This is a genomic window from Arcanobacterium phocae (genome assembly GCF_900105865.1).
Lineage (GTDB): Bacteria > Actinomycetota > Actinomycetes > Actinomycetales > Actinomycetaceae > Arcanobacterium > Arcanobacterium phocae.
Genome location: NZ_LT629804.1, coordinates 195,574 through 221,473, shown reverse-complemented (window position 1 = coordinate 221,473; position 25,900 = coordinate 195,574). Strand labels below are relative to the sequence as shown.

Here is a 25,900-nt window from a genome sequence, read left to right as displayed (position 1 = left end):
CATGAAAACATAGGGGTTTCCATGGGATTTTTTCGCCGTAATGGCTTCCACAGTAAAGAACAAGTGGCAGCATTTCTGACTGTGGTTTTTTCTGGGCAAATAATCTACTCTGCTTTTGAGTCTTTCAAAATTCCGTTCTATGAGCGGCTAGTGGAGTTCTATGGACTAACTGATACTCAGTTTGGTCTATTGTTCACGATGCTTGGTGTGGCCGTGTTCTTTTATATCCCTGCCGGATGGGTGAATAACCGGTTCAATGCTCGTACCGTGCTGATGTGGGGCTTGGCATATCGCTGTGTTACTGCGTTAATCATGATTATTCTCCGTCCGGCTTTTTCATTCATGCTTGTTATTACCTTCACTTGGGGTGTGATTGACGCAATTTTCTGGCCGGCTGTTGTTAAAGGTGTTGTGCTGTTTTCATCGAAGGAGCATAAGGGCTTTGCACTTGGTACGTTGACGGCGTTCCGAGCCGGTGGTGAAGCCACGCTTAACGGCATTCTTATCGGCATCATGGCGATTGCAAATGGTTCGATGCTTGCTTTCCGGTCCGGAATGATTGCCTATGCGTTGCTGACATTGCCGTTGATTGCGCTGATCTACCGCTATGTTCCAGCAGATCCAAAGGAAGACGGTGACGTGTCTGCCGATGCGGAAACGGTTGAGCTAACCAATTCTGAAGCTTTGGCTGGGTTGTGGCAGACCTTGCGGATTCCGCGCGTATGGCTTGCCGGTTTCGCTGGTATGAATGTGTACTGGGTGTACACTACTCTTATCTATACGACGCCGTATTTTGTTCGCGTGTACGGTATGGGGCAGGAGTCGGCAGCTCTTTATGCTACGGTTAACGCGATTTTGCTTGGTCTAGGCGGCGGCTTGGTGGGTGGAATGGTTGCCGATAAGGTGTTTAGGTCCTCGGCCAAGACTCTGGCGGCAACGCTATTCGGCGGCGCAATATTCTTGATTATTTTGGCGTTCTTGCCAGCTCAGGCAAGCAATTTCTATGTTGCGCTTGGATTGATTTCTGCTTTTGTTTTCTTGACGATGATGGCAAAAGGTATTCAGCAAGCTCCGGTTGCGGAGCTGAATTTGCCTAACTCGATTGTGGGATCAGCGATGTCAGTTAATTCGTTCCTAGCGTTCGCATGTATTTTGTGGGCGACGACGTTAAATGGCTCTATTCTTGATTCCTATAAGGATGATCCGGCTACCGGGTTCAGCATTATTTTCATAGCTATGGCAGTTGTGGGGCTTGTCGGTGCTGGTTTGTCTTGGTGGCTTGTTGTTTTGAATCGACGTCATGATATACAAGCGCATGTTGAACAGGCGTAGTTCTTAGCTACTGACTGAGTTGGGTGTGGATGATGATAATCGTCATCCACACCCGTTTTTATTGAATACCGTTGGGACGGTGAAAGAGTGCTTATTGTTACACATGTGAACGGTGTGATTGGCGTGAACTTTGTTTTTCGTGTTTCTTATTGATGCGATTTGTTATAAGGTCGTTATGTAGCAATCCTAGTCTGTTGGATTAAATCAAGCCGACACGCGGGAGAAAAGAAAACATGTGGAGGTTTTTGTGAAGAAGCGAGCTTATAGTGTTGGAGGCGCACTCAGTGCGCTCATGCTTGTCTTGTCGTCACAAACAGCTATTGCTGCCCCGGTTTCTGATGATGACATCACACGGTCGCGATCAGCCGAAGAAACTGCGCAAATGTCTATTGCTGATGCCGAACTAGAAATTGCACGGTTATCTGGTGAATCGACAAAGCTAGAATTGAAAGCCGCCCAAGCAAAGGCAGAAAGCTTGAAAGCTCAGGGGGAGCTAGCTGACTCTATTGCGCAGGCAATCCGCACGCAGGATCATGCTAATAAAGCATTAGAGGACGTTGATCGTGCCCGGCAACAGCTTGGTTCAATCTCGCAAGCTGTCTATCGTGATTCGGCAGCGAACATTACGTCGTCGTTCTATCTCCTCGGCGCTGATAGCTTCCATAATGCACATCAACGTACTCGAGCCTTTGACGCTGTTGCTACTCAAGCTGACTCGAAAGTTCAGCATTTCACTGCACTAGAAGAAATCGCTCGTGCGCTGCAAAGCAAAGCCGATAAAGCAGCTGATAAACAGCGAGATATTGCCGAGAATGCCGCCCAAGCGCAAGAAAAAGCTGACCATTTGGCACAACAAGCCCAACAGCAAGTTAGCTTGGCTGCAGATCGGAGAGCCCAGCTCGTCACCGTTTTGGCGCACCAGCGTGGCACAACTGAGGCGCTGGAGGCACAGCGTCTGAGTAATATTGAAATAGATCGCGCCAAGCGATCCCAAGCGGCGGCGAATGCACTTATTGCCGGCGCGAACGCGGATCGTTTTGACCAAGCTGTGAGCGTTGCTCGTCAAGCTAGTGAAGAAGCAGCGGCAGCACTCATTAAGGTTCGCGCCAATCTCCAAGCTGCTGAGGCATCTGGTAATCCTGATGCGATTAAACTAGCCCGCGAAGCAGTGCAACGTGCCGAACAATCGAGCGAATCTACCGCGGCAAATCAGCGTGCAATCGAAGAACGGGCGGTGGCAGAACGAGCGGCGGCAGAACGAGCCGAAGCTGAACGGCGAGCTCAAGAAGCTCGCAAGGCAGAAGAAGCTGCACAAGCTCGAGCTGAAGCAGAGCGGAAGGCCGCTGAAGAAAAGGCCGCACGAGATCGCGCTGCTGCCCAACAACAGGCTGCTGCACAGGCTGCACAACCTGCGCCGGCTCCTGCGCCAGCTCCCGCACCTGCACCGGCACCAACTCCACAGCCGTCTAGCGGGACAACCGGACAGAAACTTGTTGATTTTGGCCGTCGCTACCTTGGGACACCATACGTTTGGGGTGGTGTCACGCCAGCTGGTTGGGACTGCTCGGGGTTCATGAAGTTCATCTTCAATAACCACGGCATCAGCGTCCCGCGCGTATCTGAAGGATACATGTCTGCCGGTTACCGTCGTGTTTCCCCAGCAGAAGCGCGTCCTGGAGACGTCTTGTGGTGGCCAGGTCACGTTGGAATGTACACTGGAAACGGCATGCATATTGCTGCTTACAACCCTGCAATGGGCACTCAAGAAGGCCCAGTCTATGGAAACCCGGTATACATTCGAGTAGTCGATAACTAAAAATACTTGATATAAGTTGTGGGGGCTGACCTTGACGGTCAGCCCCCACAACTCGTTATAGCTCAGTGCTTGGCGTAATAACCAGTATCTTCGGCACGCTTAAACGAGGCACGAATTTCTTCTTCCGCTGCTTCACGGCCTACCCAGTGAGCACCTTCTACTGACTTGCCAGGTTCGAGATCCTTATAAACCTCAAAGAAGTGCTGGATTTCAAGACGGTGAAATTCGGAAACATCCTCAATCTCAGTACGCCAAGATGCGCGCTGATCGGCTGCTGGTACACAAAGTACCTTATCGTCGCCACCAGCTTCATCGGACATGCGGAACATCCCGAGTGCTCGGCACCGAATAACACAACCCGGGAACGTTGGTTCATCCAAAAGGACAAGAGCGTCCAATGGATCGCCATCTTCGCCGAGCGTGTTATCAATGAAACCGTAATCGTCTGGATAGCGGGTAGATGTGAAGAGCATACGATCAAGACGGATACGCCCAGTCTCATGATCGACTTCGTACTTGTTACGATTGCCCTTCGGAATTTCGATGGTGACATCAAACTCCATGGGTGACTCCTTTGGCATGTCAGTTAATCTGCTTTTAACGATTGTAGCCGGTGTTTAGCGTCAGCGTGTGGGAGACTTGAAGAGTGAAGAAAGTAAAGATCGGAATTTCTGTGTTCCTCACTGCTGTCGGGGGATATATTGTTGCAGACGCCTGGGACCTTGTTCCCGGACTTTTTACTACGAAACCGCCACTTACTGCGCCTTTGCCGTACCCGCAACTAAATGAGGTGCACCTCACGCAGGAACCTCTTCCAGAATTCGCCACATTTACTGCTGAAGATTCTGCACATGTGCGCACAATCCTTGAAGAATTTCGCACAGATGCGCGGATGAGTGGGGTGGCGTCCGTCGTCGTCGTCGACCCACAAACGAAAGAAACTCTCGGCGCACTCGAATCACAAACCCCGTTGCGTCCAGCTTCCACCATGAAGTATGTGACCGCAGTAGCCGCCTTGACCACGCTCGGCCCGAACACGACCCTTGACACACATGTAACCCGCAGTGGTGACGATATTTATCTTGTTGGCGACGGCGACGTTACGTTAGCTGCCGGCGATGGCGATAGCAAGCGTGTGATTGGCAGGGCAGGCCTCAACGATTTAGCGCAGCAAGCCAGAGCAGAGCTATCTCGTGATGGGATAACCGCCGTGACAGTACACGTCGATTCCTCGCGTTACGAGGAGCCACTCTTTCATCCGCAAGCAGTGGCCGAAGAGAACACTGAATTCGTGATGCCAATCCGGCCGATCGCCGTCAACCGTGGGAAAGTGTCGGACGATAAATTTTCTGCTTTCGTGGCAGAACCAGATCTTGCCGCCGCCAACGAATTCGCTGCGCGGCTAACGGAGTCTGGAATTTCGGCCACAGTCGCAGATCGGGCGCAATCACCCCAGGATGCCACTGAAATTGCCCGAACCCACAGTGCACCGGTACGTGAACTGATCGACGTCATGATGACTGAATCAGACAATACTTTGGCTGAAGTTTTTGGACATGAAGTGGCGATCGCATCTGAACAGCCAGCTACTTTTGCCGGTGCTAGCAAAGCAGTGACACAAGCTCTGGTTTCTGGCGGATACTCAACCGGCGGCATGGTGATCGATGATAATTCGGGTCTGTCCGATAACAATAGGGTTCCCGCACCGCTACTTGCTCAGGTGCTGCAACAAGCTTGGGAGTGTGACAAGTGTAAGATTAGTGCGCTCGGTTCGGCACTTCCGGTAGGTGGGCTAGAAGGCACGTTAGCACAGCGATTCTTGGATTCACCTGCTCGCGGTATGGTTCGGGCAAAAACAGGAACATTATCGACGACGACGGCGCTGGCTGGCTTCGTCACCACGAAGGCCGGGCGCCCACTCATCCTGGTGGCACTCGTTTCGGATCATCAGGAAAATGCACAACGTGAGATACGTGGTGCCATCGACGATATGGTCGGGAAACTCGTTGATACGCTATAACAATGCGAAGTGATTTTGGGAGGTCGAAATGGTAGCAAGTGTGGCGCTCTTATCACGATTATTTACCGGCGGTGGGCCGTCATGGCAAAAAGGGCAGGCGCAGATATTTGTGTCAGATTTGCGGGAGGCGGCCGGGCGCGCGCGGGTAGTCGTGGAAGACGTGTCGGGGCTTTCGGTGGCGCCGGTACCTGTGCGTATCGTTGATCGTTCGGTGTGGGCGAATCAAGCTATCGCCTCGATTAAAGCGATGATGGATGCCCAATCTGGATTGCTAAAGCTAAAAGACAACCAGATTGGTTTCGCCACCTCAGTTTTGTCGATGAAAGTTCTGGGACAGTACGATCCCTATTCCATTAACCCAAGCTTGTATCTTGTTGCCCCAAATATTGCTGATTTTTATGACCAATCTGCGGTTAACCAAGCCGATGTGGGACTGTGGGTTGCGGTGCATGAGTGGACGCATGTGGCACAATTCCAGGCTGCGCCGTGGCTGGCAGAATATATCGGTCAGCGGGCCAGCGTGCTCGTATCTGCTGACGACGACGCCGTGGTTGACGCTACTTTGGATGAGATCACTGCAATTATGTCCCTCCTAGAGGGGCATGCCACATATGTTATGAACAATGTGTCTTACGACGTGTTGCCTTGCCGATCGTCACTTATTGATGCCATGGCGAAGCGGAGGGCAGCTGGCGGGGCTATGATGAAACGTCTTGAGAAGATGCTTGGGCTAGCGAAGAAGGCTCAGCAATATAGCCAAGGAAATGAGTTTGTTGAGGCGGTTGTAAAACAGATGGGGCTAGACGGATTCAACAGAGTGTGGCTATCACCGCAGAATGCTCCTACTGTAGAACAGTTGCACAATCCTGCCGAATGGATTGCGAGCGTATCGTGACGCCACCGCATCATCTTGTTAATGTCACTCGGCATGCAATGAGTGAGGCTATTGCTGGCCTGACACACGGAGCGCCACTTTTGCTGGCGGTTTCTGGTGGGTCGGACTCGATGGCGATGGCAAAAACAGCGGCGTTCATTGGCCCGAAACATGGTGTGGACCTGCATGCTATTTGTGTAGATCATAAGATTCGGCCAGAATCGGCTCGCGAGGCCCAGTATGTTGCGCACACGCTGGGGCAGTGGGGCGTCGACGTGCATATCGCTGAAGTCGATCTAGCCGGCAACGACGGTCCGGAAGGAAATGCGCGAGTAGCACGTTATGGCGCGATCGCGCAGCAGGCTCGGTTGCTGGGCGATTCACATCCGGCGCCGGTATTTTTGGGGCACACACTTAATGACCAAGCTGAAACAGTCATGCTGGGGTTCGGGCGTGGTTCTGGGGCAAAATCGATTGCCGGTATGCCTAAGACGGGGCAGTTGCCGTTGCATTCGGATGTTCCCATGGTGCGGCCGTTTCTGGGCTTAACTCGTGACCAGTTGCGTACTGTATGCAACGAGTTGGGGGTGACGTGGGTTGATGACCCGAGCAACGAGCTAGATGGTCCGTGGAAGTGTGCTGACGGAACTTCGTTGCGCCGATCTGCAGTACGGCATCAGATTTTGCCTCAACTACAAAATGTGCTTGGCCCGGGAACTGTTGAAGCAATTGGCCGGACGGCGTCGATGCTTCAAGACGATAACCAGGCGTTAGAGTTTTACGCCCGGGCGGAATATGATCGAGTGTGCTTCAGCAGCGAGCCGGTAACGATTGATTGTTTAATTTTGGCGGATGTTCCGCAGGCGGTTCGACGTCGGGTGCTCAAATACGCCCTGGAAGAAAGTGGCGTACGTGGCGGTGAACTAGTCTATTGGCATATCGCAAGACTTGATAAACTTGTAACAGAACGTAAGAACAACTGTGGGCTTGACTTGCCTGGAGTGCGAGCTTGGCGTGACTCTCATCAACTGAGATTTGAACCCGGTGCGCAATCCCGACATCGCCCGCATTTTCAATCTAATCCGGTCGCGCAAGCGCCGATGGAGGATACATGAGCAACCCCGAAAAGGATACGGCGCAGTCAGAAAACCGACGTAAACTAGAGGAATTCAACTCTAATGGTCGGCGCGCTCGGCGCGGTAAAAAGGATCAGTCATCGGATTCTGACAAGCGTAAGGATCCAAAGAGCTGGCGTGCACGCTGGGAGGAAGCCAAGAAACTCGCGGAGAATGCGGAGAAGCACTCTACGAAAAAACCGGATGGTAAGGACGATAAGAAAAAGCGCCCGTTCCGGTCGATCGTCAGCTATATCGCCGTCGTTTTGCTGATCGGCACGGGCATTTTCTGGTTCTTCGCACCGGGTGGGTTCTCTCCTATCAAGACGTCTGAAGGAATTCAGATTCTCGAAAAGAGTGAGATAGTCAAGGAACGTATCCAGGTCACAGACGGTAGCCAGGTTGTTCAAGTGTGGCTAGCGAAGGAATTCACGCCGCATGATCTGGAAGGCAAGAAGGGCTCGCCTACAAAGAAAGTCCAGTTCCAGTTCGTCTCTGCGCAGGCAGACAAGGTGGAGGATCTAGTTTCTCACGCGAAAGCGAAGAACGGTTATAACTCGGTCGTTCCACAGCAGTCGTTTTTAGGGTCGCTACTGACGTTAGTGCTTCCGTTGCTGATTCTGTTTGGTCTGCTGATGTGGATGTTGCCGAAGATTCAGCAAGGTAGCATGGGTGCTTTCGGCCGTGTGAAGAAGGATGGCTTGGAAGAAGACCGGCCAGATGTGACGTTTGCGGATGTTGCTGGAGCTGATGAAGCAGTTGAAGAGCTCCAAGAAATCGAAGAGTTTATTGATCACCCGGATAAGTTCCGGAAGATGGGCGCGAAGATTCCGCGTGGTGTGTTGCTTTATGGCCCACCAGGAACCGGAAAGACTCTTCTAGCTAAAGCGGTTGCGGGTGAAGCCGGCGTGCCATTCTTTCATATTTCCGCATCTGAATTTGTGGAAATGTTTGTTGGTGTGGGTGCTTCACGCGTGCGGGATCTGTTCACGAAAGCAAAGAAGCTTGCTCCAGCTATCATTTTCGTTGATGAAATCGATGCGGTTGGTCGTAACCGCGGCCAAGGCATGGGCGGCGGCAACGATGAACGCGAGCAGACCCTCAACCAACTTTTGGTGGAGATGGATGGCTTCGACGAGCGTGCGAACGTCATCGTTATTGCGGCAACTAACCGGCCAGACGTTCTGGATCCAGCCTTGTTGCGTCCGGGACGTTTCGATCGTCAAATCGCGGTTGATGCACCGGATCTGAAAGGTCGCTCGGCGATCCTCAAGGTCCACGCGGAAGGCAAGCCGCTCGCTGACGGCATTGAACTCGAATCGATTGCCCGGCGTACCCCTGGTTTTGCCGGTGCGGAATTAGCCAACCTGCTCAACGAAGCTGCTTTGCTAGCTACGCGCCGAGAACATGAGGCGATTCAAGAAGACGATCTAGATGAAGCAATTGACCGTGTCATTGCTGGCCCGCAGCGTCGTACCCATGTGATGAACGCGGATGAAAAGCGAATGACTGCTTATCACGAAGGTGGACACGCGGTAGCTGCTGCTGCGTTGAACCATACTGATCCGGTTACTAAGGTAACTATTTTGCCGCGTGGACGCGCATTGGGTTACACCATGGTGATGCCGACTGAGGATAAGTATTCGGTGTCGCGCAACGAGCTTCTCGATCAGCTTGTCTATGCTATGGGTGGGCGAGTCGCTGAAGAGATCGTGTTCCATGATCCATCAACTGGGGCTTCGAACGATATTCAAAAGGCCACCGATATAGCTCGCAAGATGGTGATGGAGTACGGCATGTCTGCCAAGGTCGGTTCGGTTCGCTTAGTTCCAGACGAGTCAGATCCGATGACTCGCCTGGGCGGTGGCGGACAGCGCGAATACTCCGATGATCTTGCCCGTGTTATCGACGACGAAGTACATCAGCTCCTTGAAACAGCACACCAAGAAGCGTGGACGCTCATGATGGAAAATCGTCATGTGCTTGATGCGCTCGCGGCTGCCTTGCTGGAAAAGGAAACAATTCTGGAGAAGGAACTTGCGGAGATTTTCACGAAGATCGTGAAGACCCCAGCACGTCAGCAGTGGCTTTCTTCGCCAAACCGTCCAGTATCGGATCTGCCACCTGTTCCACTCCCAGTCGTTGCACCGAACGAAGCCCAGGCTTCTGACGACGCTTCGGAATCGAACGGCACTTCGGCTGAACATGACGCGCCCGCGGGAGAAAACCATGAGTGAGCCAGCCGTGCACGTGGGCCACTACGATGAGGATGCGGTAGTTTCCGCAGTTCGTCAGCTACTGATTGCAGTTGGGGAAGATCCAGATCGTGATGGACTACAGGACACTCCGGCGCGGATGGGACGAGCATATAAAGAAATATTTGCTGGTCTAGAAAAAGACCCCGCAGATGTTTTGAACACAACTTTCGATATTCATCATGAAGAGCTCGTATTGGTACGTGATATCTCCATGTATTCGATGTGTGAACATCATCTGTTGCCATTCCACGGAGTGGCGCACGTTGGTTACATTCCCAGCGCGGATGGGCTCGTCACCGGTTTATCGAAGCTTGCCCGTCTGGTTGACGGGTTTGCTCGCCGGCCCCAAATTCAAGAACGGCTCACCTCGCAAATTGCGGACGCGATGATGGAACGGTTACATGCGCAAGGTGTGATCGTCGTCGTCGAAGCAGAACATTTGTGTATGTCGATGCGCGGGGTGCAAAAACCTGGATCGCGAACTGTCACGTCAGCGGTGCGTGGGATATTACGCGACTCGGCAACTCGGGCTGAGGCAATGAGCCTCATCATGGCAAAGTGAGGTAAAAATCGTATGCACATCATGGGAATCGTTAATGTTACGCCGGATTCTTTTTCTGACGGTGGTAAGTGGGAAAGCGCCAGCGAAGCGATCGCCCATGGCATCGAGCTGATGAATCAGGGTGCGACGATCATCGATGTCGGCGGCGAATCGACTCGGCCGGGTGCGCGTGCATTGGAATGGGACGAAGAATGGGGACGCATAGAAAACGTCGTGAGAGAACTCAGCGCGCAAGGTCAAGAACGTGGAGTGGTGGTATCAGTTGATACCTACCATGCGCGCACAGCGCAGTTAGCGGTCCAAGCTGGTGCTACGATCGTCAACGATGTTACGGGTGGGCGCGGCGATTCGGCAATGTTTGCCACCGTGGCAGAATTGGGCTGTGATTATATTTTGCAGCACTCGCGTGGAACTTCCCAAACAATGAATGCTCTGGCTACCTATAACGATGTTGCCACTGATGTCCGTGACGAACTTGTTGCGGCTCGCGATCGGGCTGTCGCCGCCGGGATTGCGCCCGAGCGAATCATCCTCGATCCAGGTTTAGGATTTGCCAAAATGGGCGACGACGATTGGCAGATTGTCGCTGGAATAGAACAATTTACTTCCCTAGGACATCGGGTTCTGATCGGCGCATCACGGAAACGCTTTATTGGTCGCCTGGTTGGTGACGATGTAGCAGAACGTGACTTATCCACAGGCATTGTGTCCGGATATGCGGAACAACACGGGGTTTGGGCAGTACGTGTGCATAACGTACGAGCGTCGGCGCTAGTTCTTGCTACGCTGAATAAAATTCAGCAATACACGGCTAAATAACTTGGGAGCATTATGGCACTGAACGATTCGATACATCTGGCGGGGATTCGGGCTTACGGCACGCATGGGGTGCTGAATCATGAGCATTACGAACCGCAGGAATTCGTCGTCGACGTCGATCTGTTGGTGGACACCGATCGAGCCGCAGAAACTGACGACATTGCCGATACGATCAACTACGCGGAACTTGCCGATACGATTGTGGCTCAAATCGAAGGTGAGCACTGCGATTTGATTGAGACGTTAGCGCATCGGATTCTTAACGCTATTATGAGTTCGCGGATTGTCAGCGCGGAAGTTGTTGTCCATAAACCGAATGCCCCGATTGGTCACCAGTTTTCCGACGTCTCGGTATCGATTGTGCGCGAAGGTCCACTCTTTAGCGAGCAATTACGGACATACGTTATTGCGATTGGATCGAACTTGGATAATCCGGAAGAGCATGTTCGCCAAGCGATAGCAGAATTGTCAGACTTTGGCGAGCGCGTGGAAGATGTTTCCTCGCTTTACCGCAGTGCACCACAGTTAGATCCGGGGCAGGATCCACAACCAGACTATATTAATGCGGTTGTGTCGATCACCTCGCCCACCCCGCCGATGGCAATGTTGAACTTTTTGAACATGGTTGAAGAAGCACATGGCCGGGAGCGAAACGAACGGTGGGGAGCACGCACGCTCGATCTGGATATCATCGATGTCTCAGGCGTGGTGTCTGATTATCCGGTACTGGTTTTACCGCATCCGCGAGCACATGAACGTCGTTTTGTTTTGGAACCGTGGCTAGAGATTGATCCTCACGCGCAGCTAAACGGTGTGCGAGTGAGCGATCTGCTACCGCACGTATTAGACCAACGAGTGAGCAAGGTTGGGTTTGGTGATGGCAGCTAATTCGGACCCAGATATTCAGCCGACCTCCTGGATCTTCCTCTCCAGTATTTTTATCGTTGCTGCCATAACCTCATTTTTCGTTACCGACGCCTGGCTGAGCTATGGTTATGCTCCGGTGCTGATTCCGATCTACACATGTGTTGTTCCGGCGCTCGTAAGCGTATTTGTGTTGTGGGAAGCATGGAAGGTGCGCTCCTATCGGATGGGGAAGCGACCCCTGAATATGCTCAGTGCGGCCCGAATTTGGTTGCTGGCGCAAGCGACTTCGCGTACCGGGGCTGTTATGGCTGGGGTTTGCGCCGGAATAACAGCTAGTTACGTTGGCTACCTTCATTCTGATGTGATGGTGTACCAGGCTATCGCCGTGGGAACTGCAGGTGCCGTATCGGTTGGCATGACGGTGGCCGGAGTCATCGCCGAATTGTGGTGCAAAAACGATGACGACGACGAATCGGTTCCACCGGCTGCAGCAGCTTAACTTTTGCACTGAGTGTTGTGAGTCCCTAGCCGATAGACTAGGCATATGCGTAACCGTTTATTAGTAGATACTGAATTTCAGCCGGTAGATCCGGCTTTCGCCAAGGTGACATTTATCCGCCATATTATTTGGTGGATATTGGTGGGAATCGGCGTAGGTGTGGCCTTTTATTTTGCTGTTGACGATGTGACCAGCTGGTTCGGCATTATTAGTTTAATCGTGGTTGGCGGTATCGCTGTAGGTGCTGTTTGGGACATATGGCTTGCGGTTCGCCGGGCTAAAGCACTGGGATATGTTGAACTCGATGATGAGCTTCTTGTTCGTAAAGGAATCATGTTCCAAAGTGTCACCATGGTTCCATATGGCCGGATGCAACAAGTGAATCTCGGTTCCGGACCGCTTTTGAACGCCTACGGTCTAGCATCGGTTCAACTGATTACGGCATCGGCCGGATCGGATGCTTCTATTCCAGGCTTGCCGTTACCCGAAGCCGAACGTTTGCGAGAAAAGCTGACGCGGATGGGTCAAGCGAAGCTGGAAGGCCTCTAAACCATGAAGCATAAGAATGAACTTGGCCAGACCAGTGTGCCTGCCGGGTCGTGGCGAAAATTCCACAAGGTGACCCCACTGGCAGACGCCGGAAGTTTTTGGCTCGCACTTATTGCGGGTGGTTTCTATATCGCCACCCAATGGATCGAAGATGCGTTCAATAATATTGGGCTATATATCGAGCTCATTACCCCGTTCCGGTTGGCTGTTGGTATCGGAATTTTGCTGGGTGTCACCTTGATTTTTCTCGGCGTGGGCACAATCATGTGGCGATACAAGTCCTACGCGATTGTGCCGAGCGGAATCCATTACCGCAACGGTGTGTTTATCAAGCAATACCAGCATGTGCGCTGGGATCGTATCCAGTCAGTTGAGATTGAACAGAAGCTTTTTGCCCGTATTTTTGGTTTCGGTGCCGTCAAAATTGATGCGGCTGGTTTCAATGAAGACCCAGTCGTGCTTGGTTTACTTCGCCGTGACGAATGCGAACGACTGCGCCAGGAGATCCTGGCCGGCTTGGCTGATGCGCGAGCAGGTAAGGACATCACCGTTCGGGAGGAGTTGCAAGCTTCGGTAGTAGCACCTGCTGATGAGCACCATGTGTATCAGCTCTCCACTAAACGGCTCATCGGATCAACTGTGCTCACAGGCCATGCGTGGTTTGCCTTTGCTGGTTTGATTTTGGCTGCTGTTTGGCAGTTTGTTTTTGACAGTGGTTTCTCCATTGGTTTTCTTTTGGCTATTTTGAGTTCCGTGGTTAACTCGATCCAATATGTTTCGAAGTCGTACGGCACTACATTATTTGTTGCTGAAACTGGGCTGAAATCTCGGCGCGGGTTAACAAAACTGGTAACTCGATCGTTACCGCCCACGCGAATCCATGCAGTAAGCATCAAGCAACCATTATTGTGGCGGCGTTTTGACTGGTGGCAGATTCGCGTCACGATCGCTGGTGAATCTATATCGGATGCGGTGGAAAATGGGAATATGTTCGTACCATGTGCGAGCAAAGAAGAGGTCATGCGGATTTTGGCCACTATTTTCCCAACACTCGGGACTGATAATGACACATTGTTGATGCATGAGTTGTTGTATCGCCGCGGTGAGAACCGCCATGTTCGCACTCCTCCGAAGCGGGCGCGGTGGATCAATCCGATCGCGGCAACCGTGGGTGGCTATTTTGCTAACGTTGATGTTTTCGCGATTCGGCGTGGCAGGTTTTGGCGCCAGGTTCAATTGATTTTCCAAGACCACACTCAGTCAGTTGCCATTTCTCAAGGCCCACTGCAACGCATGCTAGGACTATCGTCACTTAACATCCATCTTCTTGCTGGACCATGCGATGGTGTGGTGAAGAACTTTGCACTTGCAGATATGCGTCAGCTATTGCGCGAAGAAAACCAGCTAACGAAGCAAGCCCGCGCTATTGAGGTGAGCGAAAACATTGACGAATGGAAGGCTCGGCTCGGGCTGACCGCGCCAACCCAGGAGCCTACCCGTGGAGAATAAAACTGGCCGTCTAGGTATAGGCATTATTTCAGCGGGAAAAGTAGGCGCTGCCCTCGGTGCTGCGTGGCGTGCTGCCGGCCACCAAATTATTGGCGCATACGCAACATCTGAAGCAAGCGTTGACCGGTTAGAGACGATGCTTCCCGGAGTTCCGGCGCTCGATGTTCGTACGATTGTGGAACGCAGCGAGGTTGTTCTGTTAGCTGTTCCCGACGACGAACTTGCCGGAATTATCTCAGGTCTGGCGAAAAGTGGATCTTGGCATGCGGGTCAATTGGTGATCCATGTGGCGGGGCGTTACGGTACCCAAATCTTGGCGCCGGCGGTAGCTCAAGGCGTTTTAGGGATAGCGATTCATCCCGCGATGACGTTCACCGGGACTACCCTGGATGTTGCTCGGCTTCGCGGATGTCCGTTCGCGGTGACTGCTCCAACGATGCTTCAGCCTATCGGCTTGGCAATGGTTGCCGATATTGGCGGGGAGGGTTTCGTTATTGCTGAGGGTGATCGTCCGCTTTATCATGCTGCGCTTGCTCATGGTGCTAACCATGTGGTGACAGTTATTGCTCAGGCTGCTCGACTCTTGGGCAGTATTGGGCTGGATGCGGAGTATATGCGTCCTCTTATTACAGCCGCAGTTGAGGGTGCGTTGAGTTCGGGGGAGGCGTTGCAAACTGGTCCGGTTGTCCGTGGTGACGTGGGAACAGTAGCAGAACATGTGGCGACCTTGACCACTGTGGGAGAAGAAGACCTGGGGCTGAACGACGTGGCTGCGACCTATCGGGCATTAGCGAAAGCGACTGCTGAGCGTGCGTTGGCTCGCAGAGTTATTACTGACGATGTTTTCGAACAAATTCGGAGTAAACTCTAACCGGAAACTAGTTACCGAAACGTAGATAACATTCTATTGTGCGGATGATCGGAGAAACGATGATTATCGCTACCACCCCAGCGCAACTGGTCGAGGCGTTGAAGCCGTTGCAAGGCGACATCGGCTTGGTGATGACGATGGGTGCGTTGCATGAAGGACACTTGTCTTTAGTAGAAGCAGCTCGGCGCGAGTCCGATCACGTCGTCGTCTCTATCTACGTTAACCCGTTGCAGTTCGGACCGGGAGAAGATTTCGAAGCATATCCACGCGATCTCGAAGGTGACGTGGCAAAGCTGGACGGCGTCGACGTCGTCTTCGCACCTACTGACGAATCAATGTATCCGCGCACTCCGCTGGTACGTATCGATCCGGGCCCAGTGGCGACGATTCTGGAAGGCAAGACGCGCCCAACTCACTTCGCTGGGGTGTTGCAGGTGGTGCACAAAGTATTTAACTTGGTGCGTCCGCGAGCTGCCTGGTTCGGGCAAAAAGATGCTCAGCAACTGGCGCTTATTCGGACCATGGTTGCCGATTTGAATATGCCGTTGGAGATTAAGTCGGTGCCAATTAAACGCGAGTCATCTGGGTTGGCAATGTCTTCTCGAAACAGCTACCTTTCGGACGTTGAAAAAGAACAAGCTCTCGGGCTATCGCAAGCTCTCGCCGCTGGAAAACGGGTAGCTGATGCTGGCGGGAGTGCCGCCCAAACCTTGGCTGTAGCGCGCGAATCATTAGCGCACGCACCAGGAATTAAAGTAGATTATCTTGAGCTCGTGGACCGCGATACCTTCACTCAGTTGAACGGTAGCGGAACTGGTCTACTTGTCACAGCTGCCTGGGTGGGAACCACCCGGTTGATTGATAACTTGGAGGTTGCGATTGGCTAGTACGCGTTTGCGCCGGATGATTACTGGAAAGATCCATCGTGCAACGGTGACCGGCGCTGATTTGCATTACGTTGGATCGGTGACGATTGACGCTGATCTGCTAGACGCAGCTGATATTCTGCCCGGCGAAGCAGTAGATATTGTTGACGTTAACAACGGTAACCGGCTCACAACCTACACCATTCCAGGCGAGCGCGGCAAGGGAGAGGTTATCCTGAATGGAGCCGCTGCTCATCAAGTGTCTCTTGGGGATCTGGTGATTATCATGTGCTACTCGTTGCTTGACGACGAAACTGCGCGCACTATTGAACCACATGTAGTGTTTGTTGATAGTGAGAATAAGCCGATCGATATTGGTAACGAGCCAGGTCAAGTTCCATCGGGAACGCCTGGACTGCAATCTTCCGGTGTGCCGTTTGAACAGGTGCGGTAATTCGCGCTCCATCTCACGTCCGATTCTCTGAATAAGCTCACGTTTTCCTTGTAATCTTGAAGGGTGAATATGAACGAAAATAACACTCCAACTGTTGCTGACGATACCTCGGATCAGATTCAGGTTCGTAAAGATAAGCGTTTGCGCTTGCTGGCTGAAGGCCGTGACGCCTACGCAGCCGAGTTGCCTATTACGTCCTCGATCCTGAAAGTTCGGGAAAGCTACGCTGCTGCTGAACTTGATGCAGACGGCAACGTCGTCGAGCAGCCTTGTGAGGGTGTCCAGGTATTAGCGCCTGGCGATGAAACCGAGGACATGGTTGGTCTTGCCGGCCGTGTTATGTTTATGCGTCCATCGGGCAAGATTGCGTTCACTGTTTTGCAAGACGGTGCTGGTAATCGGCTTCAGGTTATTTTTTCGCTTGCTAACGTTGGCAAAGAAGCTTTCGATGCGTTGAAGGCCGACGTCGATCTCGGTGACTTTATTTTCGTTCACGGACACGTGGGAACCTCTAAGCGTGGTGAGCTCTCTATTTTCGCGCACGAATGGCAGATGGCGTCAAAGGCTATCCGTCCGTTGCCTAAGACTTTTACCACCGCCGACGGCGTAGAGATGGTACTCAGCGAAGAGTCGCGGGTGCGTGCTCGCCACTTGGATCTTATTACCCGCCAGAGTGCTCGCGATATGGTTCGTATCCGAGCCAAGGTTATGCGCTCATTGCGCAACACCTTCGAGTCGGATGACTTCATCGAACTAGAAACCCCGATTTTGCAGGTTTTGCACGGCGGAGCGGCAGCGCGTCCGTTCACCACGCATATCAACGCTTACGATCAAGATCTTTACCTGCGTATTGCAACTGAGCTGTACCTCAAGCGCGCAGTGGTTGGTGGTGTTGATCGCGTCTACGAAATCGGAAAGAACTTCCGTAATGAAGGTGCGGATTCTTCGCATTCCCCAGAGTTCACGGCACTTGAAGCCTATGCGGCTTATGGAACTTACGACTCCATGGCTAAGCTAACGCAAGCGTTGGTTCAGAACGCGGCTAAGGATGTGTTTGGCTCGACTACGGTGACCTTAGCTGACGGCACTGAATACGATTTGGGCGGTGAATGGGATTCCATCACGCTTTACGAATCGCTGTCAGAAGCGGTGGGTGAAGAAATCACGGTTGAAACCCCACGCGAACGCTTGGTTGAGATCGCTGAACAGCATGGCATCAAAGTCAAGGATTATGCTGTTGCTGGCAAGATTGCGGAAGACATTTGGGAAGAACTTGTTGGAGATAAGCTATGGGCACCAACATTCGTTCGTGACTTCCCAGAAGATACGTCACCGCTTACCCGTAACCATCGTTCGAAGCCGGGTTTGACGGAGAAGTGGGATCTTTACATTCGCGGTGTAGAAACTGCTACCGCATACACTGAGCTAGCCGATCCGGTGATCCAGCGTGAGCGTCTGACCCAGCAGTCGCTTGACGCTGCTAACGGTGATCCGGAAGCTATGCAGCTCGATGAGGACTTCATTGAAGCGATGGAGCAAGGCTTCCCACCGGCTGGCGGCATGGGTATGGGTATCGATCGTTTGCTGATGGCTTTGACCGGCCTTGGTATCCGCGAAACGATTACTTTCCCGTTTGTGAAACCGCGTAGTCTATGAGGCTTTTCTAAACACAAGCCGGATAGTATTTTGTGGAGTTTATCCTCGGCTTTCAGTTGGGCTTTTCGTAATACTCAAGGTTTATAATATATTGTGCAATTCGAAGGCGTTCATGTACACATCAGCGTATGCTCTGTGGTCTGAATAGTGACGAATGTCTAATATATTGACTTACTATCGCGATATAGATCAATAAGACAATATTCGGAGAACTTGCGAAAAAGACACAGAAACCTGTGTTAAATGTCGCTCTATGGTGTATTTGTTCACAGTGGGTTGGACTTTCTTTTGTGGTGTTTCGCTTAAACCGCTGGTAGGATGCCGTTGTTGACAATACTTCATAAGATGTGAAATTATTGATTGTTGTAAGACTGTGGTTGTAGATATAGGGCATCATCGGCTAGTCTAAAAGTAGTATTGAATCTATTCGTTTTGAGAGTAAAGGTAATTAAGCCGTGAAACGTAGCTTGAGTCGCCGCATAGGCGGCAAACTGGTGGCTGGAACAGCTGCATTAACCTTGTCAATGGCGGTACTTGTGTCTGGTGGTCTGGCTGGGTTTTCAGATAAAGCCATTGCAGTGAACAGTGCTACGCTGAATTCAAAGTTCCAAGAAAAGGGTCTTGCACCGTTACTCCCTACGGAGAATGGGGCGGGGTGTGTTCCAAGCGCAACCAATAACTGTATTAGCGGGATCCCAGTCTGGCCACAGCTAATCGCCCCACAGTCCGGCAAAAAACTTGGTGCTCAGTGTACAGGTGACAACTTGAACGTCTTGTGGGTTTTGGGGCCTGCTGGCCAAGTGCAACGTGTTGAAAATGGAAAAACTACTGCAACATTCGATATTCCTGAAGGGCAATACCGGTGGACTCACGGAGGAAATCCACCTCAGATTAACAATGGAGTTGAAGGGCGTTTTTGGTTTAGGCAGATGTCTAAATCTCAAGCCGATTCTCAGGGCGGGAGCTATAATGGCTTGGGTATAACGGCTGATTCTGTGTTTGTATTGGAATCGGGACCAAGTCCTGATAGTAGTTCCTATAGTGGAAAAGTGCTCATTCATGAGTTTGATTTTTCAAGTCAAACGTGGTCGCAACTTGATCGGAAAAATAAGGTAGTTAACACTTGGAAGTCGGGAAAAGTTGCAGGGTCTGATTTTAGTTTTAATTTCTCTCCAAGGGGTTATGGTTCATCGCCTTACACTGGTACTACTGCTCCTTCCGTAGGTAACTATTCTTTTAAAGACGCATATGCAAATTTCCTCATGGGGGATGCGCGGCCGGATGGAACATACATTATGGCTGGGTATACTGCTCCAATTATACAGGGAGAGATTAGTATAAAGCTGTTTGCGCGCAAGCCTGATGGGTCAATCGCATATTTGGGGTATGCTCCGTATAAAGTTGATTCGGGTAAGAACAATACTAGTATTGCTGTGAAAGGTGATATTCAGTTTGATACTGAGGGTAATCTCCAGCTATTTTTGTCTAGGAAAATAGGGTCCAAAGCATATCAGCCATCTGTAGACCCCTCCATGATTAGTGCGTACACCATTAGCGTAGATGAGCTGAATGATAAATTGGCGAATCCGAGTGCTATATGGAATCCGAAAGTTGGAACAGGGCAGTGGCAAGAATCTAGTACCGGACGGATAGTTCACTTAAATGATAATAGTGATAAGGGTCCATCTTCTGCTAAGCAGTTCTCGTTAAACCCACTGTTTGAAAGAGTTTTGTTGCCAGACCTTGTCACGGCATCTACGGGAGCTATGGATGCAGCGAGCTTTGCTTCTGATGGGACTGTTGTTGTCGCTTTTACAGCAACAGCATTTGATAATTCTGGTACTGGTAGTGGCCCGCAAACAGTGGTGCTTTATCAGATAGATCCCAAAACTGGTAAAGTAGTGAAATCCCCGAATACTGGTGTTACATCTTCACAAATGGGAAAACCATTACCGGCACTTTTTGATTCGTCTCAGAATCAAGGAACGGGATCTGTTTTAGTTGATGGTGGTTCTCCACTTTCAGATATTGTAGATATGGCTGGGTGCCCTACGCCGAAATCAAGCAAACATGATATTGAAGTGAAGAAAGTTGATCCGAAGCAGAATCTTGATTCTGAAGAAGATGATGTGCCTCTTGAGGGTGCAAAGTTCAAGCTTTATAAAGATGATGGAACGCTTACTGAGGGTAAACCAGCTTGGAATGAAAATAGCGAAACTAAGTTGTATGTTGATTTAGATGGAAACATCGTTGATCTAACCAATCCAGATGCTTCTGATGAGTTGACAACTAAGGAAGACGGAATTGCAACCTGGAAAGGGTTGGAGACTGGTAACTATTGGCTCGTTGAAACTCAGCCACCGGCTAACTATATAGGAATTAGTGAACCGATTTTGATTGAAATTACGGATGAGTCAGAAAAGGTTCTTAAACGAACTGTAAATAATAGTCCGAGCAGTTTATTTCAGTGTAAAGCTGGCGATATCTACTCTTTGACCGAAAGAGGGTGGCTACAAAAGATTGAAGCAGATGGCTCGGTAAAGTCTGTAGGCTCTCGTATGGGACTAAATTTCGTGTCTCAAAACGGGAACTATAGGGTTGCTAATTCTCTTGGCATCACGAAGGGTGGTGAGAAGGCTTATGCAATCGAACGACAAGCTACCTATTCACGTTTCTCTGATAAAATTTATGTGTGGACATATGATGCAAAGGCTGCGCAATGGCAGCGTAGTACGTACTGGGACACTCGTGATAGTCAGACAGATGGATCCGGTGCATCAATTGTCGCTGGCGCAGTGGATCCAATAACCGGGCATTATGCCTTTGGTGGCTTTTATGAGGATGGTGACTTCTTTATCTGGGATTATGATCCAGATACGAAGGTGATCACTAAGAAAGGCAAGCTTGCCACAAAGAATACCGAGACTGACGTTAATGGTGATATGGCGTTTGATTCCGAAGGCAACTTGATGATTACGCGAGGGGCAGCTGATCCGAGCAATACTAATAATGGATTAATTGTTATTTACTCAATTACTGCAGAAAACTATAAAAAGGCAAATTCCAACAGAGCTATTCCAGGATCTGAAACGTTAAGTTTTGTAACTAAGGACTTGAGAAACGTGAACGGTGTTACCTTCGATAGTACCGGTAAAGCGTTCTTGAGTAATGCCAAACAGCTCGCCTCATTCGATATGCCGAATTGGGCGAATAAACAGTTGATTACTAACAGTCTGAGTAATGTCTCGCATCAAGAAACATATTGGTACCAAGACTACTATGGCTGGCACAAATATAATAGAACGATTGCACATGGTGTTAGTACTGATCTTGCATCGTGTTCTTATCCCCCTACTATTACTGTGAAGAAGAATCTGCCAAATGGGCGTGTTGTTAATTCTGATCAGTTTAAATTAACTCTTAAGCAGGGTGCAACATCTATTGCGGAAATGGAGACTAGTGGTGATACCAACGGTATTCAAGAGCAGCAAATAGGGCCGTTCCCAACTGTCGGTGGTGCTAAGCTGACTATCGAAGAATCTGGTATTGGTAACACAAAGCTTAATCACTACACAACTAGCTTTAAATGTATTGCCGACAACTCTCGCGATTTCTTTGTCGAAGGCGAAAAACTACCTGCTGATATAACAATCCCTGTGAATGCTAAATCAGTGACCTGTACGGTCACGAACACTGCTAATTTACAAGGCTCCTTGCAGTTTGAAAAGCACGGATATTATGGTCCATCGGTTCCGGACGCAAGCACATTGACTGATGATTCATTATTGGGTGACTCTGAGTGGAAGCTTGCTTTGAAGGGTGCTAACAAGAGCTGGAACATAACAGATTGTCAGAGCGCAGGATGTAAGCCCGCTGCCGCAGGCGAGCCGTATGACTCTGATCCTGCCAAAGGAAAATTTAATATTACTAAGCTTGCCAAGGGTGACTACATTTTGACGGAGACAAAAGCTCCGGCTGGTTTCGCCGTTGGTACGGACGGACCATTCGTATTTAAGATTGGGCCGGACAGTCAGAATGCCACGTTAACGAATCATTCGGGTAAACAACTGCCGAAGAGGAATGGTGTTCAGATCATATTCAATGCGCAACGCAATGCACCTGGTTTACCGCTTTCTGGCGGGCTTGGGCGCGATTACTTCCTGATTGCAGGTGGAGCCATTCTAGCCGCTGGGGCTGTTGTAGTTCTCCTATTAGGACGTAAGCGAAGCATAGTTAGGGATCTTGGCTAAATTGGCCGGTCCACCAAATAAAAAGAAAGAAACAAAGTGAATACACACAAGAAATCTCGGAAGCTTGGCTTCCTTGGTGCTGTGCTTGCACTGAGCCTGAGCCTTCTTGGCATGGGCACTGCAAACGCAGACGATGCCGCGAGGCCAGCCGTTGGTAATATTGATACCAACAAAACTGGTTCGATTATCATCCATAAGTATCAGGCTCCTAATTGGACTGCCGAGGGTCATAAGAACGATGGATCCGCGTTGACTGCTCCTGAAGATGCCATTCCGCTTAAGAATGTTAAGTTCAAGATTCAAAAGATCGAGGGTTTGGATCTGAAGAAGCAGGCTGACTGGAAGAAACTCAAGGGCCTAAAGTATGAGAACGAGAAGTTTGTAAACGATCTTGGTGACGTTGAGGGCCTTTCACTTTCCAAGTCAGGAGATGACGTCGTTACCGGTGACGACGGCATGGTCACCCATAAAGGAGCGGTAATCGGCGCATACTACGTGACAGAAACCGACTCTGACAACGCCGTAAATTCGAAAGACAATACACCGGTCAAGGTTACTAAGAAGGTAGCCCCATTCATCGTTACCGTTCCATTCCCAAACCCCAAGGCTGGCGAGAATACTAAGGGTTGGCTTTACGATGTGAACGTATATCCAAAGAACCAAGTTTCAAAGACCACAAAGGTTGTCAGCCCTCAAACACCAACTGTGACTGTTGGCTCTGAAGTCAAGTGGGATGTTACTGCGGTTATTCCAGAAACTCCTGAAAGCGAGCCTCTTAAAGAATACCGCTTTACCGATAACCTGGACGAGCAGCTGACGTACGTCCCCGGTACTACTACAGCACCGGAGGTGACACTCGGTGATCGACCTGTGGAATCTCAAAATTACACTGTTAATTATGTAGAAAGTACGCGTACTCTAACTATCACATTTAACAATGGATACGTTAAGGATACACTCTCCGCTTCAGACGGTAAGACCCTCAAGATCTCTTTCTACACTAAGGTTGTTAAAGTTAACGGTGATAAGCAAATTCCAAATAAGGGTGCGAACATCGAGTTCAAGAACCACAACGATGTAAATTGGACCAAGGTTCCGCCGGAGACCAACCCAGTTGCTTACTTCGGTAATTACACCATCAAAAAGGTTTCAGAAGATGGCAAAACTCCTCTAGAAAAAGCCGGATTTAAAGTTTACACCGCGCTAAAACCCGGAACAAGAGAAGTTGACACAGCTACAGTCGTAAAAGATGACAAGGATCAAGAAATCACATTCTGGTCTGACGATCAGGGGCTTGTGAAGATCGAAAACCTCTACTATGGTTCTTCGGAGGGAGATCACAAAGATTACTACGTCGTTGAGACTGATACTCCTGCAGGTTTCCAAGATCCTACAGGTTTCCCAGATCCTGATGGCAACTCCACGTCTGGTCCTACTGCTAAGCTGCCAATGAAAATTACTATTTCGAAGGATTCAGGTTCAGCTGATAAAGTAGACAAGACTGTTATCAACATTCCGTTCCACGAGGGTGACGTTCCAAACTTGCCACTCACCGGTGCCCAGGGCAAGGTTCTGCTGACCCTTGCGGGCCTCGCTGTTCTAGCAATTGCTGCTGGTACCGCATTCAAGACCCGTTCGCGTAAGAACTGAGTCTTAGCTGCATTTCAATAGAATGCTACGGATCCCAAGCCTAGGCACCTGGGCTTGGGATCCACATTTTGCAATATTCCATATCTGCTTGAGGAGAATCAGTGCGAGTTTATGTAGGCAGAATAATTACCGTAATTCTTGTGTGGATAGGCACTGGCCTACTCCTCTACCCAACGATCGCATCCTGGAACTACCAGTACAATCAAACTAATATCTTAGGTACATTAGGTGAAACATTCGAACATGTTTCACCCGATAAAAATGAGCAGATTTCGATGGCAAGAAAATACAATGACGCCCTCGAATCAGGATTCGACGTTAAAGCGAACGTTAACGTTCCTACGTCTGGCGGAGAGCTCGATGAAAGTCAGCTCGGGCTATGGCCGTACGAAGACATTCTTAAAGGTACCGAATCAGGAGTTATGGGACGCATACTTGTCCCGGTAGCAGACGTTGATATACCGATCTATCATGGAACATCAGAGGTAACTCTTCTTAAAGGTGCAGGGCACCTCGAAGGGACGTCATTACCCGTTGGAGGAAAAGGAACTCGTTCCGTCATAACAGCCCACCGGGGACTCGCCGACGCTACCATGTTCACTAATCTTGACAGAGTTGAAGAAGGTGACACCTTCACACTCAACATCTTTGGTGAAGTTATGACATACAGGGTAGTTGATATCCAAGTAGTTGCGCCAGAAGATTCGCAATCGATCAAAGCCGAGCCAGGGCATGACCTCGTAACTCTTGTTACATGTACTCCTTTAGGAATCAACTCACATCGAATCCTTGTTACCGGAGAACGCGTATTCCCAACACCCAACAAAGACGTATCAAAGGCTACCGAAAAATCAGAGCTACCACATTTCCCGTGGTGGGCTATTGTTATTGGTGCTGTCTTGATTGGTGGAGTTGGCATCCTTATTCACTCTGTGATCGGAATCCGTCGCGAAAAACATATGATAACAATCGAAAATAGTAGCCAAACTGGTGAACTTACTACTGAAGAATCCTCAAGTATAACCGGAGACAAGATCTAGTTTTAGCCATCTACTACGTTAGGTTGACAGCGTTTTAGAAGTCAATCTTTTCGGTATCCTCATCAATCCAATCGAAAGCACGGGTTACGGCCTTCTTCCATAGACGCATCTGACGATCGCGCTCTGCCTTAGGCATCTTCGGCGTGAAGCGCTTGCCTTCCTTCCAGTTAGCGATCACGTCATCTTCGCCGTTCCAGAAACCAACTGCGATACCGGCGTCGAGAGCAGTTGTTTCGGCGACTTCTGGTACCACAACGTCAACTCCAAGCAGATCTGCTTGGAACTGCATGAGGGCATTGTCCGACATAAATTAATTAGTACCGTACGTATTTTTCTCCATGCCTTTTGGAAAAGATGGTTGATCGAAGATTACGTTTTGCTGATATTCTATATATTCGCGGTGTTATAGTTTTTCTGTAGATGTAACAAATGATTCAAAGGAGCATCGAATGTCTACACAAACATCGATTTTTTTGCGTGCTTCTTCGTTTTGGACAACAGTGAGATGTTACTCAACGGATAGTCGTTGGGAGAAGCAACGATGAGAATGGCATTACCTGGATTTTTTTCAGACGTAGCTCGATGGCAAAGAAGAGATTCTACATTTCAACGCAGTGACGGGTTGATGATTTGTTACTGTCTCGTCGTATTGATTGTGGGTGTTGCTCTTGCTGGGCGCTACACCCTTGCGACCCTCGAGCATTCGCCTATGTATGTAGTTGCGCTAAGTCATTTGGTAGCACTAGTCGTATGGCTCTTTCTTCCCATTTTTCAAATCCTGCTATCGAACCGAGTTGCACGAGCGTTTCTTCGAACCGTAACGTACTGTGTTTCCTTGATCATTGGCGTTGCTTCTTATGCGTTCATATACGGCGTATGGACGATTACGCACA

20 protein-coding genes and 1 pseudogene are annotated in these 25,900 nt (G+C 50.1%); 19 read left to right on the top strand and 2 right to left on the bottom strand.

The genetic code is table 11. From position 1 onward, the window contains the following. Positions 1-21: 21 nt before the first annotated feature. Both BLT51_RS00970 and BLT51_RS00965 read left to right on the top strand, forming a co-directional pair. Positions 22-1,332, top strand: a complete 1,311-nt coding sequence (locus tag BLT51_RS00970; RefSeq protein ID WP_091278802.1) for an MFS transporter — start codon at positions 22-24, stop codon at positions 1,330-1,332. A gap of 247 nt (positions 1,333-1,579) precedes the next feature. Continuing rightward, positions 1,580-3,148 (top strand): C40 family peptidase, encoded by a 1,569-nt coding sequence (locus BLT51_RS00965; protein WP_157672842.1) that lies wholly within the window; start codon positions 1,580-1,582, stop codon positions 3,146-3,148. 62 nt (positions 3,149-3,210) lie between these two features. On the opposite strand, the gene BLT51_RS00960 is transcribed toward BLT51_RS00965, so the two are convergent. Next, positions 3,211-3,711 carry an inorganic diphosphatase gene (locus tag BLT51_RS00960; protein WP_091278797.1) on the bottom strand — a complete coding sequence of 167 codons (501 nt, stop codon included), beginning with the start codon at positions 3,709-3,711 and terminating at the stop codon, positions 3,211-3,213. Between the two features lie 83 nt (positions 3,712-3,794). On the opposite strand from BLT51_RS00960, the gene dacB reads away from it, so the two are divergent. The 17 genes from dacB (at position 3,795) to BLT51_RS00875 (ending at position 25,007) form a co-directional block, all read left to right on the top strand. Next, positions 3,795-5,168 (top strand): D-alanyl-D-alanine carboxypeptidase/D-alanyl-D-alanine endopeptidase, encoded by a 1,374-nt coding sequence (dacB, locus tag BLT51_RS00955; protein ID WP_091278792.1) that lies wholly within the window; start codon positions 3,795-3,797, stop codon positions 5,166-5,168. Between the two features lie 28 nt (positions 5,169-5,196). Beyond that, the gene (locus tag BLT51_RS00950; RefSeq protein WP_091278789.1) at positions 5,197-6,063 is read left to right on the top strand and encodes a zinc-dependent metalloprotease; all 867 of its coding nucleotides are present in this window, start codon (positions 5,197-5,199) and stop codon (positions 6,061-6,063) included. After that, positions 6,042-7,157 (top strand): tRNA lysidine(34) synthetase TilS, encoded by a 1,116-nt coding sequence (gene tilS, locus BLT51_RS00945; RefSeq protein WP_091278786.1) that lies wholly within the window; start codon positions 6,042-6,044, stop codon positions 7,155-7,157. Before BLT51_RS00950 ends, tilS begins: the two co-directional genes overlap by 22 nt. Then, the gene (gene ftsH, locus BLT51_RS00940; RefSeq protein WP_231943957.1) at positions 7,154-9,394 is read left to right on the top strand and encodes an ATP-dependent zinc metalloprotease FtsH; all 2,241 of its coding nucleotides are present in this window, start codon (positions 7,154-7,156) and stop codon (positions 9,392-9,394) included. Before tilS ends, ftsH begins: the two co-directional genes overlap by 4 nt. Beyond that, on the top strand, positions 9,387-9,977 hold the full coding sequence (gene folE, locus BLT51_RS00935; RefSeq protein ID WP_091278784.1) for a GTP cyclohydrolase I FolE: 591 nt from the start codon (positions 9,387-9,389) through the stop codon (positions 9,975-9,977). Before ftsH ends, folE begins: the two co-directional genes overlap by 8 nt. A 12-nt stretch (positions 9,978-9,989) precedes the next feature. Next, positions 9,990-10,796 carry a dihydropteroate synthase gene (gene folP / locus BLT51_RS00930; RefSeq protein WP_091278782.1) on the top strand — a complete coding sequence of 269 codons (807 nt, stop codon included), beginning with the start codon at positions 9,990-9,992 and terminating at the stop codon, positions 10,794-10,796. 12 nt (positions 10,797-10,808) lie between these two features. Then, on the top strand, positions 10,809-11,684 hold the full coding sequence (gene folK / locus BLT51_RS00925; protein WP_091278780.1) for a 2-amino-4-hydroxy-6-hydroxymethyldihydropteridine diphosphokinase: 876 nt from the start codon (positions 10,809-10,811) through the stop codon (positions 11,682-11,684). Next, positions 11,674-12,162, top strand: coding sequence for a DUF3180 domain-containing protein (locus tag BLT51_RS00920; protein WP_091278777.1), 489 nt, complete (start codon positions 11,674-11,676; stop codon positions 12,160-12,162). The genes folK and BLT51_RS00920 overlap by 11 nt, the downstream gene beginning before the upstream one ends. 45 nt (positions 12,163-12,207) lie before the next feature. Beyond that, positions 12,208-12,711 (top strand): PH domain-containing protein, encoded by a 504-nt coding sequence (locus tag BLT51_RS00915; protein WP_091278772.1) that lies wholly within the window; start codon positions 12,208-12,210, stop codon positions 12,709-12,711. A 3-nt stretch (positions 12,712-12,714) separates the two neighbouring features. Next, positions 12,715-14,220, top strand: a complete 1,506-nt coding sequence (locus BLT51_RS00910) for a PH domain-containing protein (protein ID WP_091278770.1) — start codon at positions 12,715-12,717, stop codon at positions 14,218-14,220. Further along, entirely contained in the window at positions 14,210-15,091 is an 882-nt protein-coding gene (locus BLT51_RS00905) for a Rossmann-like and DUF2520 domain-containing protein (protein ID WP_091278768.1), read from the top strand. Before BLT51_RS00910 ends, BLT51_RS00905 begins: the two co-directional genes overlap by 11 nt. A 59-nt stretch (positions 15,092-15,150) precedes the next feature. Then, complete coding sequence (gene panC / locus BLT51_RS00900) at positions 15,151-15,978, top strand: pantoate--beta-alanine ligase (protein ID WP_091278766.1); 828 nt, start codon at positions 15,151-15,153, stop codon at positions 15,976-15,978. A gap of 16 nt (positions 15,979-15,994) precedes the next feature. Further along, on the top strand, positions 15,995-16,411 hold the full coding sequence (gene panD, locus BLT51_RS00895; protein WP_091278764.1) for an aspartate 1-decarboxylase: 417 nt from the start codon (positions 15,995-15,997) through the stop codon (positions 16,409-16,411). Positions 16,412-16,480: 69 nt separating this feature from the next. Beyond that, entirely contained in the window at positions 16,481-18,067 is a 1,587-nt protein-coding gene (gene lysS / locus BLT51_RS00890) for a lysine--tRNA ligase (protein ID WP_091278762.1), read from the top strand. Positions 18,068-18,522: 455 nt separating this feature from the next. Then, complete coding sequence (locus BLT51_RS00885; protein WP_157672841.1) at positions 18,523-22,317, top strand: SpaA isopeptide-forming pilin-related protein; 3,795 nt, start codon at positions 18,523-18,525, stop codon at positions 22,315-22,317. A gap of 36 nt (positions 22,318-22,353) precedes the next feature. Beyond that, positions 22,354-23,967 carry a SpaH/EbpB family LPXTG-anchored major pilin gene (locus BLT51_RS00880; protein ID WP_091278758.1) on the top strand — a complete coding sequence of 538 codons (1,614 nt, stop codon included), beginning with the start codon at positions 22,354-22,356 and terminating at the stop codon, positions 23,965-23,967. A gap of 101 nt (positions 23,968-24,068) precedes the next feature. After that, positions 24,069-25,007 carry a class C sortase gene (locus BLT51_RS00875; protein ID WP_231943956.1) on the top strand — a complete coding sequence of 313 codons (939 nt, stop codon included), beginning with the start codon at positions 24,069-24,071 and terminating at the stop codon, positions 25,005-25,007. Positions 25,008-25,041: 34 nt separating this feature from the next. On the opposite strand, the pseudogene BLT51_RS00870 reads toward BLT51_RS00875, so the two are convergent. Then, a pseudogene (locus BLT51_RS00870) lies at positions 25,042-25,308 on the bottom strand (glycerol kinase); the annotation flags it as partial. Positions 25,309-25,900: the final 592 nt, after the last annotated feature.